We start from the raw sequence: 14,265 nt of genomic DNA on the forward strand, positions 1-14,265 counted from the left end.
GCGTCGTCGGGCCGGCTCCGGGCCCGGCCGGGGGGCTGGGGACGGCAGCCCGGGGGTGCAGCACGGTGGGAACCTCTTGGTTCGAGGGGCGGGCGGCTGCCCGTCCGAAGTCGGGCACCAGTCTGGCAGGGTGACCGACCGGGTCGACATTCGTCAGACGCCGGGGCGGTCCGTGGAGTTCCTCGGTCCGGTCAGGACGACCCCTTCGGGTCGTTCGCCGGGTCGTGAGGATGCTTTCCACCGGCCGCGAGTTCGAACTCCGCTCGGGGATGTTCGAGTGAACCGAGGGAGACGATCTCCCTCTTGAAGAGCCCCGACAGGGTCCATTCGGCCAGGACGCGGGCCTTGCGGTTGAAGGTGGGAACCCTGCTGAGGTGGTAGACGCGGTGCATGAACCAGGCAGGGTAGCCCTTCAGTTTGCGCCCGTAGACGTATGCGACACCCTTGTGCAGGCCCAGGGAGGCCACTGAGCCGACGTACTTGTGGGAGTACGTCTCCAGGGGCTCGCCCCGCAGTGCGTGCGCGATGTTGTCGCCGAGGACCTTGGCCTGGCGCACGGCGTGCTGGGCGTTGGGGGCGGTCTCCTTGCCGGGCTCCTCGGCGGTGACGTCGGGGACGGCCGCCGCGTCTCCGGCCGCCCACGCGTGCGTGGTGCCCTCGACGGTGAGCTGGGGGGTGCATTTCAGCCGACCTCGCTCATTGAGCGGAAGATCGGTGGCGGCGAGGAGCGGGCTGGGTTTCACGCCGGCTGTCCACACGACCGTACGGGTGGGGAAGCGGTTGCCGTCACTGAGGACGGCGACGCGGTCCGCGCAGGACTCCAGGCGGGTGTTCAGCCGTACGTCGATGTTGCGGCGGCGCAGTTCGCTGACCGTGTAGCGGCCCATCTCCTCGCCGACCTCGGGAAGGATGCGGTCGGAGGCCTCGACGAGGATCCACTTCATGTCCTCGGCGGGGACGTTGTGGTAGTAGCGCGCGGTGTAGCGGGCCATGTCCTCCAGCTCGCCGAGCGCCTCCACGCCCGCGTAGCCGCCGCCGACGAAGACGAAGGTGAGGGCCGCGTCGCGGACCGCGGGGTCGCGGGTGGAGGAGGCGATGTCCATCTGCTCGATGACGTGGTTGCGCAGGCCGATGGCCTCCTCGACCGTCTTGAACCCGATGCCGTGTTCGGCGAGCCCGGGGATCGGCAGCGTGCGCGCGATCGAACCCGGGGCGAGGACCAGTTCGTCGTACGGCAGCTGCTCGCTGCCCGTCCTGTCCTCCTCGGTGGCGAGGGTGGTGACGGAGGCCGTGCGCTTGGCGTGGTCGATCGCGGTGGCCTCGCCGACGACGACGCGGCAGCGGTCGAGGACGCGGCGCAGCGGTACGACGACATGGCGCGGGGAGATGGATCCGGCCGCCGCTTCGGGCAGGAACGGCTGATAGGTCATGTACGGATCGGGCGTGACGATCGTGATCTCGACCTCGCCCCGGTCGAGTTCCCGTTTCAGCTTCCGCTGCAGACGCAGAGCCGTGTACATCCCGACGTAGCCGCCGCCGACAACCAGAATGCGCGCACGTTCCTTCACCATCCCATGACGCACCCGTCGCTTGAGTTTGTCCACAGCCTCGACAAATTGTGTGACCGGAGTTCATCGGCGCGCCGGGTTGGCCGAATCCTCGGCGCGCGGGGAAGGTGCGCAGGTCAACGGGTGTGCGCCGGGCGGGCGGAGGGGGTGCAATCGGGGCGTTTGGCACTCGTACTCCGATCGGGGGGCGCTCCGTGCGGAACCTGCCCCTTCTGAATTGACCCCCACTCAACTATGTTCGTGTGTCGACGGGGTGTAGGGGGATGCGCTCCGGGTCCGCGACGGGCGGACTCGCGAAACGGGCTTGTTCCGCACGCTCCGGCTTTCGATGGCGGGGAGAGTCTCCGGGGGGAGACGTCATTACCGGGGGATCATTCATGCACATTCAGGACTCTCATTGGTCTACCGCGTCCGCCATCGCACCCGGTGGCGGGGCGATGGGCGGCGCGATGGGCTCGGCGATGAGCGCGGCGGGCAACGGACGCGACGGATCGCGTTCGGCCCCGCTGCGCGTGGACGCACAGCGCAACCTGGAACACGTACTGCGCGCGGCGCGCGAAGTCTTCGGCGAGCTGGGCTACGGCGCGCCGATGGAGGACGTGGCGCGGCGCGCCAGGGTCGGTGTCGGCACCGTGTACCGGCGCTTCCCGAGCAAGGACGTCCTGGTCCGGCGGATAGCCGAGGAGGAGACCTCCCGGCTGACCGACCAGGCACGGGCGGCCCTCGGTCAGGAGGACGAGCCGTGGTCGGCGCTGTCGCGCTTCCTGCGCACCTCGGTCGCGTCCGGTGCCGGGCGGCTGCTGCCGCCGCAGGTGCTGCGGGTCGGGGTCGCCGACGAGGACGGCTACGACGGGGCTCGGGTGCCGCAGCAGCGGACGACACCGGGCTCGGGCGAGCTGCGGCTGGTGTCGGAGGAGGCCCCGCTGGTCTCCGCCGACGACGATGCCGGGGCGGCGGCGCTGCTGGAGGTCGTGGGGCAGCTCGTGGACCGCGCGCGTGCGGCCGGTGAGCTGCGGACCGATGTGTCGGTGTCGGACGTCCTGCTGGTGATCGCCACGGCGGCGCCCTCGCTGCCGGACGCGGCGCAGCAGGCGGCTGCCTCGGCACGGCTGCTCGACATCCTGCTGGAGGGGCTGCGGTCCCGGCCGGTGTGACTCGTAAGGGTGACAGCGGGGCGCGGGCGCCTGTCGTCCGCGCCCCGCGACATTCCGGGTTTTCCGGGCGCGTGAAGCACCGCCGGCACCGGCCGTGACAGTTGAGTCTTCCCCATTCGGGTGATGCTCAGTACTGCTGTGCGGGAAGTCCCCACGGACGAGTGGATGGGCCGTACCGCGGGGCACTGAACAAAAGCCAATATGGCACGCTGACCCGGTGTTCGGGACAGGTTGGGCCGGCGGCGGGGGCATTCCGCGATGAGCGTTGACGGGCGGAACGAACCCCGCGGTGAGGGCGACGGGGAGGCCGGGGGCAGCCCGCAGGTGCCGGGCCAAGGCGGCCGGGCCGGCATTCCGCAGGGCGGCATCCCGGCACAGGGCGGCGAACCCGTCGAGGGCAGCGTCCCGGCGCAGCGCGACCGGCGTGAGGACGGCAGCATCCTGCCGCCGCCCCGGGAGACGCCGCCGTCCGACGCCGACCTGATCGAGCGGATGCGCTCCGGCGACGACACGGCCTACGAGGCGCTCTACCGGCGCCACGCGGAGGCGGTGCGCCGCTACGCCCGCACCTGCTGCCGCGACGGCCACACCGCGGACGACCTCACCGCCGAGGTCTTCGCCCGCATGCTCCAGGCCGTGCGCGGCGGCCACGGCCCCGAGCACGCCGTACGCGCCTATCTGCTCACCAGCGTGCGCCGTGTCGCCGCCGGCTGGACGAAGTCGGCCAAGCGCGAGCAGCTGGTCGACGACTTCGCGGTGTTCGCCGCCCAGGCCTCACGCTCGGCCGAGGTCTCCGACGACGACACGCTGGACCTCGGCGCCGACGTGCGCGCGATGCACGAGGCCGAGCAGTCCATGGCCATGCAGGCCTTCCGCTCCCTGCCCGAACGCTGGCAGGCCGTGTTGTGGCACACCGAGGTCGAGGACGAGTCGCCGAGCGAGGTCGCCACCCTCTTCGGGCTCGACGCCAACGGCACCCGCGTGCTGGCCAGCCGCGCCCGCGAGGGCCTCAAGCAGGCCTACCTGCAGGCCCATGTCAGCGCGACCCTCGCCGCCGACGAGGAGTGCGCCCGCTACGCCGACCGGCTCGGCGCCTACGCCCGCGGCGGCCTGCGCACCCGGGCCGAGCGCGGACTGCGCAAGCACCTGGAGGAGTGCGCCAAGTGCCGGCTGGCCGCGGGCCAGATCAAGGAAGTCGCCGGCGGCATCCCCGCCGTCGTACCGCTCGCGGTCATCGGATGGTTCGGGGCCGCCGGATACGCCAAGGCCATCGGTCTCGTCGCCGGCGGTGCAGGAGCGGGAGCGGCCGGTGCCGCGGGCGCGGCCGCCGCGGCGAGCGGAGGCTCCTCGGGCGGGGCCGGCGCGGGCGGCGCCGCGGCCTCGGAAGGGCTCGGCGCGCCGGTCAAGGCCGGTATCGCGGCCGGTGTGGTCGCCGTGGCCGCCGCTGCGGTGGCCCTCGCGCTGATCGGCGACGACAGCCCGGCCAGGAAGCCGGACGCGAAGCCGCCGGCGTCCGCACCCGTGGTCGAGCCCGCCGACCCCGCGTCCACGCCTCCCCCGAAGAAGCCCGAGCCGGCACCCCCCCTGATCCCCGTCGCGGCCGCCCCGACCCCGAAGCCGAAACCGACGCCGACCCCCACACCCACACCGACCCCGAAGCCCACCCCGCCTCCCAAGGCTTCCCCCACCCCGAAACCGACACCTCCCCCCGAGCCGGCCCCCACGCCCACACCGGCGCCGACTCCCCCGCCACCGCCCCCGCCGGCCGTCTACCAGTGGAGCGAGCTCGCCTACGACGTCTCCGGTGACGGCAGCGCGCCCGAGATGCGGATCGGCGAGAGCAGTTGGGTGTGGCAGCGCTACGGCGTCTCGGTCGCCGGGAAGAAGTACGCCCACGGCGTGACCGTGCACGGCCGCTCCTCCGTCACGATCGACCTCAACCGCGCGTGCTCCTCCTACGACGCGATGGTCGGCGTCGACGACATGACGCTGGGCCTCGGCAAGGTCCACTTCTCCGTCTACGCCGACGGGGTCCGGCTGTGGAGATCCGGGCTGGTCGAGGGCGGGGACCCGGCCGTGCCCGTCCATGTGAACCTCGGCGGACGCAAGACCGTACGGCTGGTGGTCGAGCCGCACAGCCACTTCGACGACCTGATGCTCGCGGACTGGGCCGAGTCGAAGTTCAGTTGCTCCTAGCGCGCCGCGCATCGAGCGCCTCGTCGAGCTCGGCCAGGACCTCGACCGGGGTGAGATCCGCGCCCCGGGTGTGTTCGGCCGCGTAGCGCACGGGTCCCAGGCCGGTGCGGGCGGCTGTCTCCGCGCGCTCCACCGCCACGCGCTCGGGGTGCGGACGCGGATCGCCGCCGCGCCGGCGATCGGCGGCGGCGAGCAGCCGGACCGCGCGTGGAAGGTCGCCCAGGTCGTGGAGCAGGGTCGCCGCCGCGTCCACGAGGGCCGCGACGACCGCGTCGGCGCACCGCTTGTCGATCGCCTCGCGGATGGTGTCGGCCAGCAGCGGCAGCCCGTGCTCGGGGCCCGACTCCTCGGCCGTCACCATCGCGTCGACCGAGTTCAGCATCACGGTGAACTGAGGGGGCGGCACCACCTGCCCCAGCTCCGCGCGGACCTCGTCCACCAGCGCACGCGCGCGTACGGGGTCCTTGTCGTCCAGGGCCATGTGGGCCCGCAGCAGCCGCACGAACGCCCGGGTCTCCGGGACGCCGTACCGGTCGCCGGCCTCGCTCGCCTCCTCCAGGGTGGTCAGCGCGGTCGTACGCTCGCCCGTGCGGTACGCGACCTCGGCGAGCCGGGCGATGAGGAACGGGGTCTCGGCGTACGCCCCCACCTCGTAGGCGAGCTGGAGCGCCGTCTCGTACTCCTCCTTGGCCGCCGCCGGGCGGCCCCGGGCCATGGCCGCCTCGCCGGCCGCGCTGCTGACCTGGGCGCGGAGCCAGCGGTCGCCCACGCGGCGGCTGAGAGTGCGCAGCTCGTCCAGGTCGTCGTCCACGCCGGCCATGCCGCCCGGGGAGTCGACGATCATGTGTGTGCGGAACATCAGGGTCACGGCGACGGACCAGTCGTCGCCGTGCGCCCGGCAGTTGGCCAGGGCGGCCTCCATGAGGGGGCGGATGTCCGTGGAGTCTCCGAGCATGACGCCCACCAGGGGCCAGATCATGCCGGGCAGGCGAGCCGCGTCGGGGCCGCCCCGCTCGAAGTGGTCGCGCACATGGGAGGCATAACGGTGCAGGCGCGGGTCCAGGCGGCCGTCGATGGGCTCCGTCTCGGCTCTGAGGAAGAGGTACAGCATGCGGAGGTTCATCCGGTCGGGTGTCTCCGCGTGCCGGTCGGCGAGGTAGGCTTCCGTCCCGTCCGGGGCCGCCCCGAGACCCAGCACCCGGACCACCCAGGACATGCCCTCCCTGCGGTAGTTGCGCAGCCACCAGAACCAGCCCACGGCGAGGGCCAGGGCCGAGGCCTCCTGCTCCTCACCCGCCGTGATCGCCCGGTCGAGGGCGGCGCGGATGTTGTCGAGTTCGGTCTCCAGGCGAGCGATCCAGGGGAGCTGGTCGGCGGAACGCAGTCGGGGCTCGGCCTCCTCGACCAGTGCGCGCACCCACGCGCGGTGTCGGAGCTCGGCGGCGGCTCGCGGCGCGGGGGACTCGGCGGCGCGCTCGACGGCGTACTCGTGGATGGTCTCGAGCATGCGGTAGCGCATGCCGTCGGAGCCGTCCCGCTCCCACGGGACCGCCACGACCAGGGACTTGTCCACGAGCGCCCCCAGGAGCTCGGCGGCCGGGCCGCCGCACACCGCCTCCGCGGCCTCCAGGTCCCAGCCGCCCGCGAAGACGGACACCTCGCACAGGAACGTCCGCTCCCGCTCGTCGAGCAGGTCCCAGGACCAGTCGACGACGGCCCGCAGGGTCTGCTGGCGGGGCAGGACGGTACGGCTGCCGGAGGTGAGCAGACGGAAGCGGTCGTCGAGCCGGTCCGCGATCTGACGCGGAGTCAGCATCCGCAGCCGGGCCGCGGCGAGTTCGATGCCCAGCGGGAGCCCGTCGAGACGGCGGCAGATCTCGGCGACCGACTCCTGGTCGGCGAGCACGTCGGCCGCGTCGGGGCGGACGGCGGCGGCACGCTCGGCGAAGAGGCGGCCTGCCTGCTCGGGGAGGAGAGGCTCGACCGGGCGCACCGACTCGCCGGGCACGCCCAGGGGTTCACGGCTGGTGGCGAGGACGGTGAGCCCCGGGCAGCGGGTGAGGAGGGTCTCCGCGAGGTGGGCGGCCGCCTCGATGACATGTTCGCAGTTGTCAAGGATCAGGAGTTGGCTGCGGGGCGCGCAGTACTCGACGAGCAGGGCGAGCGGGTCGTCCTGCGGGGCCGTCAGCTCGGTGGTCATGAGCACGGTCCCGCGCAGACCGAGCGCGCTGACCACCGCGCCGGGCACCGCCTCCGGCCGGTCGAGCGGGGCGAGCTCGACGAGCCACGCCTGCGGGAGCCCGGCGGCGGCTTCCTCGGCGAGACGGGTCTTTCCGGAGCCGCCCGGTCCGGTGAGGGTGACGAGACGGGCCCTGTGCAATTCGCAACGGATGGCGTCGAGTTCGGGTTCCCGGCCCACGAAAGAGGTAAGGCGGGGGCGGATGTTGCCGGTGCGTTCGGACGGCGAGCGGGTCGGCAGACCTGTCAGCAACTCGCCGTGCAGAGCGCGCAACTGCGGCCCCGGATCAGTGCCGAGGCCGTCGGCGAGGGCCAGGCGGGCGCTCTCGTACGCGGCGAGGGCGTCGGCGCCACGGCCGCTGTCGCGCAGCGCCCGGATGAGCAGAACACGCAGTGGTTCGTCGTACGGATGCGCTCCCGCCAGCTCTTTCAGCTCCGGTACGACGTCCTGGGCCCGCCCGAGCAGCAGATCCGCCTCGACGCGGGCCCGGGTGGCCTCCAGGCGCAGTGCCTCGGGGCGGGTCGCGGCGGTGCGGTCGGGGAGGTCGGCGAGGGCGTCACCGCGCCACAGGGCGAGGGCGGCGGTGAGGTCCTGGGCAGCCTTGAGCGCGTCGCCGTGGGCCAGGGCGCCCGTTCCTCGCCGTACGAGCTGCTCGAAGACGTACAGATCCACGTCGTCCTCGGTGGCGGCCAGCCGGTAGCCGCCCGGGCCGGACTCGATCGCGTCCCTGCCGACGGCACGACGCAGACGGCCCACCAGAGCCTGGAGCGCGGCGGGGGCGTCCTGCGGCGGATCCTCCCCCCACACCTCGTCGATCAGAGTCTCGGAACTCACGGCACGACCGACTCGCCATGCCAGCGCGGCGAGCAGAGCGCGGACACGGGGGCCGCCGAGGGGTACGACGGTGCCGTCGCCGTCCGCCGCCTGAGAGACACCCAGAATTCTGTACCGCACCGGTTCATTGTCACCGGTACGCATTCGAACGGAGAGGCGGTCGGGCGCCTATGGGGGTGCCGGGTCCGGTTGTCGGGCGGCCACAGCTGCGATGTGGCTGGTCGCGCAGTTCCCCGCACCCCTGGGGAGTTGCAGTGACCCGACGCCACGACGAACCGTTCGCCACCACGGACCGAAGGCCACCACGGGCCGCTCGCCGGACCGCGCGGCACCACGGGCCGCTCGCCGGACCGCGCGGCACCACGGGCCGGTGGCCGGGACGCGCGCCCACGACGGGCCGCAAGCCGCGTACGGCGGCAAGGGGACGGGGTGGGGGGTGTCCGCCCGCAGCGGCCGGCGTCCGTTACCGGGCCCTGCTCAATCGACAGCTACCGCCGGACCGAGGACGGACACCCCCCACCCCGGCCCCGACCCCACCACCGGGGCCCATGCGCTACGCACGCCCCACCGAACCCGCAGCTGCGCCGCAGGCATCAGGGGCGCGGGGAACGGCGCAAAAACCCCCGCCCCCACCGAACCCGCACCCGAACCCGGCTCAACCGCCGGAGGCCCCCGCCCCCAACGCCCCCCGCTGCGGCCGAATCCCCGCCGGCACCGCACGCGCGCGTGCCGGGGTGCCGGTCCAGCAGGTGCCTCGGCGGGCCAGCAGCCGGCCCAGCCACAGCTCCAGCGAGACCAGGTCGGCCAGCCCGTCCAGCGGCAGCGGCTCGCCCTCCGCCGCCGCCCGCAGGGCCTTGCGGACCACCCGTGCCTCCACCAGCCCCGCCTGCGCCAGCAACGGCGTCCCGAACAGGGCCATCAGGGAGTCCGCCGCCACCCGCAACCCCGTGCGCGTCGCCGCGGCCGAGGAGGCGTGCGACGGGGCACCCCAGCCCGGCGGGAGCTCGGGGACGCCCGACCCCTCCAGCACCGTGCGCAGGATCTCCGCGCGGGCCCCCGGCCTGACCCGCAGCGCCTCGGGGAGGGCACGGCAGGCCCGCACCACCTGGTTGTCCAGGAACGGCGCGTGCAGCCGCTGCGAGCGGATCTCCACGGCCTGCTCCAGCACGCGCAGGTCCGAGGCGTGACGGGCGAGCGCCGCCCGCGCCCGGAAGTCGCCGGGATGCTGCCCTGGACCGACCCCGGAGCGATGCGTGGCACCCTGCAGGCGAACCGATACTTCAGCGAGCGCCTCACCCGTCAGCCACCGCGCCGCGGGCCCAGGTCTGGCCCAGGTGAGCGCGGCGAGAGACGCCCCCACCGCACCCCCGGGCTCGTCGAACCGCCGGTGCATGAGCCGGTCGGCAAGGATCTCCAGACCGGCCCGGTACGGCGTACGGGCCAGCTTCCGCGCGGCGCCGTACACGCGCGCGGGGACGAGCACGGAACCGTCCGCCTTGGCGAGGGCGGCCACCGGCCGGACCAGATGGCGCCGCTTGCGGTCCATCAGCAGGTCCGCCAGGCGCGCCGGGTGCGCGTCGAGCACCTGCCGGGCCCCGTAGCCCGTGAAGTGGTCGGCGCTGCCCGCGGCGAGCCGCGCCCGGTGCCGTGCCGCCGTCACCAGGCACGGTCCGGGTTCGTCCGTCAGGGGCCCGTCGAGTTCGGCGTAGGGAAGTGTTTCCTCGCCCCCGGTCACCACCACGTGGTGCAGCCGGGGATTGGCCGCGAGCGTCCCCGCCCGCTCCACCTCGGCCTCCCGCCCGCGCACGGCGAGGTCGTTGAAGGTGACCGCGAGCAGCCGTTCGCCGGCCCCGGTGCCGTGTCCGAGGACGGTCCCCGGCATCCCGGGCAGCCCGGCGGCCAGCAGGGCGAGCGTCCCCGACGCGGGCCCCCCGGACAGGTCGGCCCCGATCCCCGGCACCGGCATCCCGCGCGCGGCACGCCGTTCGGCGGGCCCCATGCCGGGCACCGGGCCGGGATCGATGTCGGGCACATGGCGCGGCGCGGACAGACGCGCGCGTACCGCCTCGACGAGCGCGTCGCGCACCCCGTCGACCGCGCTGTCCGCGTCGGCGGTGGGCGCGGCGACCGCGAGGGAGGCGACGGGTTCGTAGCCGGCGATCTCGCGGGCGCCGTTGCGCAGGATCAGCGCGTGCCCCGGCGGAATGCGGCGGACGCCCTCGTAGGGCGTGGAGTCGTGGAGCGCGGCCGGCACGTCGGGGGCGGCGAGCAGCGCGGCGAGATGCCCGAAGTCGAGGTTGGCCTCGATGAGGTCGGCGAGGGGCAGGGCGGCGGTCGCGTAGGCCGTACCGCCGGCCCAGGGGGTGTAGAACACCGGCCGTGCGCCCGCCAGATCGCCGCCCACGGTGATCCGGCGGCCCACCTGGACCACCGCCGTGTACGCCCCCGACCAGGCCGTCAGATGCCGAAGTGCCCCTCCGCGCGCGGCGAGCAGTCCGATCCTCAGCTGTTCGTCGGAGGCCCCGCAGGTGCCCAGGACCGCGATCCGGGTCTGCGCGTCGACCATGACCACGCGCACCTCGTCCGGGCGCCAGTCGCCGACCGCCCAGAGGGGATCCGGGTCGCCCCACAGGAGGTGTGAGCCCACCGGGTGCACGGTCTCGCCGTCGCTTCCGGTTGCCCCCGCCGCCCCGATTTCGGAGACACCCGCGGCGGTGCTGCTCCATCCCACCAACCACCGCATCGACGCCTCCACAGGCTGTGGACAACCAGTGCACCGTTCGAACCGGTCACCATGCTGCCATGAAGGACGCCTGCCGGAGGGCCGGTGGAGCCGCTGGAGATGTGGGGAACGCGCCCCCGGGAACACCCGCGTACGCCTGCGAACACCCGTACAGGGCAAGGGGTGTGCGACGCGAATGCGCCCCCGATACGCTCCCCAAAAACGCCTAACGCGCCCTCAACTGCCATGGTAGGAGGGCTGATCGCCCGCGAGAACGAGGGTCGATTTTCGGCCAAATCGGCGGCACCGAAGCAGGCTCGCGCACGCTCCGTACACAGGTGGCGCGCCGCCGACGGGCGCGCAGCCCGGGAGACGCCACTTCGCCCCCCGGGCCCTTCCGCCGCCCGCGGGGATGGAGGCGGCGGTGTCCCCCAGCCCACTGGATCCAGTACAGCGGGCCGACCCACGCATCATCCATGGAAGCGCTCCCCTCTTGGCCGGAGAAGAGCGCACGGACGGGCGCACGGCCACACAACGGGAGCACGACGCAACTGCGCGTATCGGACCCGCACTTCAGTACGGACCACAATCCCGCCATCCGGAACAATGCCCCTTAACGCTTGGGATGCGGCGAACTACGCTGGGTTTACGAATGCCGCGTGGTTATGCCAGCGCGGCAGCCGTCTGTGTCGAGGGGTGGCGCATGTCCAGGGAGCAACGCGGGCCGAACGAAAAACTCGGCGCCGTTCTCGCCCTCGCGGGAATCAGCAACGCAGGACTCGCGCGTCGCGTCAACGATCTTGGCGCTCAACGCGGGTTGACTCTTCGCTACGACAAGACGTCGGTGGCGCGCTGGGTGTCGAAGGGGATGGTTCCGCAGGGTGCGGCGCCGCACCTCATCGCCGCCGCCATCGGCCAGAAGCTCGGCCGCCCGGTGCCGCTCCACGAGATCGGCCTGGCGGACGCGGATCCCGCGCCGGAGGTGGGCCTCGCCTTCCCCAGGGACGTCGGACAGGCCGTCAGATCGGCCACCGAGCTCTACCGCCTGGACCTCGCCGGCCGCCGGGCCGGCACGGGCGGCATCTGGCAGTCCCTCGCCGGTTCGTTCGCAGTCAGCGCATACGCAACGCCCGCCTCACGGTGGCTGATAACCCCGGCCGACAGCTCGGTCGCGCGCGAGGTGAACCACTCCGAGGGCTCGGGCGCACCGCTCAAAGTCGGCCACAGCGATGTGCAGAAGCTGCGTGAGGCCGCCGAGGACGCCAGGCGCTGGGACTCCAAGTACGGAGGCGGCGACTGGCGTTCGTCCATGGTGCCCGAGTGTTTACGGGTGGAGGCGGCACCGCTGCTGCTCGGCTCGTACTCCGACGAGGTCGGCAGGGCACTGTTCGGCGCCTCCGCCGAGCTCACCCGGCTCGCGGGCTGGATGGCCTTCGACACGGGACAGCAGGAGGCCGCGCAGCGGTACTACATCCAGGCGCTGCGGCTGGCCCGCGCGGCGGCGGACGTGCCGCTCGGCGGGTATGTGCTGGCGTCGATGTCGTTGCAGGCGACCTATCGGGGCTTCGGCGACGAGGGCGTCGACCTCGCGCAGGCCGCCCTCGAACGCAACCGGGGCCTGGCGACGGCCCGCACCATGAGTTTCTTCCGGCTCGTCGAGGCGCGGGCACACGCGCGTGCGGGTGACGCGGCCGCGGCCGGAGCGGCGCTCAAGGCGGCCGAGGGCTGGCTGGAGCGGTCCCGGGACGGGGACAACGATCCGTCGTGGCTCGGCTTCTACTCGTACGACCGGTTCGCGGCGGACGCGGCCGAGTGCTACCGGGATCTGAAGGCGCCGCGTCAGGTGCGACGGTTCACGGAGCAGGCACTGTCGAAGCCGACGGAGGAGTTCGTGCGCTCGCACGGCCTCCGGCTCGTCGTCTCGGCGGTCGCCGAGCTCGAGTCGGGCAATCTCGACGCGGCGTGCGAGCAGGGCGTACGGGCGGTGGAGGTCGCGGGGCGCATCTCCTCGGCCCGCACCACCGAGTACGTGAAGGATCTCCTGCACCGGCTGGAGCCGTACGGGGACGAGCCCCGGGTGGTGGAGCTCAGGGAGCGCGCCAGGCCGCTGCTGATGGCTCCGGCTTGAGTCCCGGACGACGGCACCGCCCCCCGCGTTTGAAGTGACTGTCAGTGGTGCAGTGCACTATCGGGGGTGGGAGGTGGTGCAGGTGTTGTCCGGGATCGCTTACGACTGTGACGTGCTCGTGATCGGTGGGGGCATCGTCGGGTTGTCCACGGCGTATGCGATCACTCGGGCCGCGCCCGGGACGCGGGTCGTCGTGCTGGAGAAGGAGGCCGGGCCCGCCCGGCATCAGACCGGGCGCAACAGCGGGGTGATCCACAGCGGGATCTACTACCGCCCGGGCTCGCTCAAGGCGCGGTACGCCGTGCGCGGGGCCGCCGAGATGGTCAAGTTCTGCGCCGAGTACGGCATCGCCCATGCCGTCACCGGCAAGCTGATCGTCGCGACCGAGCGCGACGAGCTGCCGCGACTGCACGGACTGGTCCAGCGCGGCCGGGAGAACGGCATTCCGGTGCGGGAGCTGGGCGCCGCCCAGATCGCGGAGTACGAACCCGAGGTGGAGGGTCTCGCCGCCATCCACGTCGGGACGACCGGGGTGTGCGACTTCGTCGGGGTCGCGCGGCAGCTGGCCGAGGCCTCGGGCGCGGAGATCCGCTACGGCGCCGAGGTGCGCCGGATCGACCGCCGCCCGGAGCTCGGGGTCGCCGTCCTGACGGGCGCCGGGGATGTCGTACGGGCGCGGGTCCTGGTGAACTGCGCCGGGCTGCACTGCGACGAGATCTCCAGGATGACCGGTGACGACCCGGAGATGCGGATCGTGCCGTTCCGAGGGGAGTACTACACGCTGGCGCGGCCCGAGCTGGTGCGGGGACTGGTGTATCCGGTGCCTGACCCGGCGTTCCCGTTCCTCGGGGTGCACCTCACGCGCGGGATCGACGGAGGCGTGCACATCGGGCCGAACGCGGTGCCGGCGCTGGCCCGGGAGGGGTACGACTGGGGCGTCGTACGGCCCCGGGAGCTCGGCGCGACACTGGCCTGGCCGGGGTCCTGGCAGATAGCGCGCAGACACTGGCGGTACGGGGCGGGTGAGCTGCGGCGGTCGCTCTCCCGCGGGGCGTTCACGACGGCCGTACGGCGGCTGCTGCCCGCGGTGACGGCGGACGACCTGGTGCCCGCGGCGGCCGGGGTGCGGGCGCAGGCGGTGCTGCGGGACGGGACGCTGGTGGACGACTTCCTGATCAAGGAGGGCGCCCGGGCGGTGCACGTGCTGAACGCGCCCTCGCCCGCGGCGACGGCCTCGCTGCCGATCGGGCGGGAGGTGGCCCGACGGGCCCTGGAGTCGCTTCGCTCGGTGTGACGGGTCCGGGTGCCTTGCCCATCCGAGCGCGCCACCGGGACCCGGGCCGCGAGGACGTGACGAGCGGAACAGCCCTGAGCCGTGTCCGGCCTCGAGGTCACCGTAAAATCGACCCCACTGTGTCTGACTC

The 14,265-nt window shown here is 73.3% G+C and carries 7 protein-coding genes; 4 read left to right on the forward strand and 3 right to left on the reverse strand.

Features of this window, described 5'->3' with window-relative positions; translation table 11 throughout:
- Window positions 1-191: 191 nt before the first annotated feature.
- Window positions 192-1,571, reverse strand: coding sequence for an NAD(P)/FAD-dependent oxidoreductase (locus IOD14_RS42490; protein WP_123990206.1), 1,380 nt, complete (start codon window positions 1,569-1,571; stop codon window positions 192-194).
- Between the two features lie 374 nt (window positions 1,572-1,945).
- Between IOD14_RS42490 and IOD14_RS42495 the strand changes: the two genes are divergently transcribed.
- Together IOD14_RS42495 and IOD14_RS42500 are read left to right on the forward strand one after the other, a co-directional pair.
- Window positions 1,946-2,722, forward strand: a complete 777-nt coding sequence (locus tag IOD14_RS42495; RefSeq protein ID WP_123990207.1) for a helix-turn-helix domain-containing protein — start codon at window positions 1,946-1,948, stop codon at window positions 2,720-2,722.
- A gap of 258 nt (window positions 2,723-2,980) precedes the next feature.
- Window positions 2,981-4,918: a sigma-70 family RNA polymerase sigma factor gene (locus IOD14_RS42500; protein ID WP_123990208.1), complete on the forward strand. Its 1,938-nt coding sequence runs from the start codon at window positions 2,981-2,983 to the stop codon at window positions 4,916-4,918.
- Here the strand turns inward: IOD14_RS42500 and IOD14_RS42505 are convergent.
- Both IOD14_RS42505 and IOD14_RS42510 read right to left on the reverse strand, forming a co-directional pair.
- Window positions 4,905-8,111: a BTAD domain-containing putative transcriptional regulator gene (locus IOD14_RS42505; RefSeq protein ID WP_212673032.1), complete on the reverse strand. Its 3,207-nt coding sequence runs from the start codon at window positions 8,109-8,111 to the stop codon at window positions 4,905-4,907. The genes IOD14_RS42500 and IOD14_RS42505 overlap by 14 nt on opposite strands.
- 535 nt (window positions 8,112-8,646) lie before the next feature.
- The gene (locus IOD14_RS42510) at window positions 8,647-10,734 is read right to left on the reverse strand and encodes an asparagine synthase-related protein (protein ID WP_212673033.1); all 2,088 of its coding nucleotides are present in this window, start codon (window positions 10,732-10,734) and stop codon (window positions 8,647-8,649) included.
- Window positions 10,735-11,416: 682 nt separating this feature from the next.
- Between IOD14_RS42510 and IOD14_RS42515 the strand changes: the two genes are divergently transcribed.
- Together IOD14_RS42515 and lhgO are read left to right on the forward strand one after the other, a co-directional pair.
- Complete coding sequence (locus tag IOD14_RS42515; RefSeq protein WP_123990211.1) at window positions 11,417-12,841, forward strand: MFS transporter; 1,425 nt, start codon at window positions 11,417-11,419, stop codon at window positions 12,839-12,841.
- A 73-nt stretch (window positions 12,842-12,914) separates the two neighbouring features.
- Window positions 12,915-14,135: an L-2-hydroxyglutarate oxidase gene (gene lhgO, locus IOD14_RS42520; RefSeq protein WP_123990212.1), complete on the forward strand. Its 1,221-nt coding sequence runs from the start codon at window positions 12,915-12,917 to the stop codon at window positions 14,133-14,135.
- Window positions 14,136-14,265: the final 130 nt, after the last annotated feature.

Origin of the sequence: Streptomyces sp. A2-16, assembly GCF_018128905.1 — a bacterium.
GTDB lineage: Bacteria > Actinomycetota > Actinomycetes > Streptomycetales > Streptomycetaceae > Streptomyces.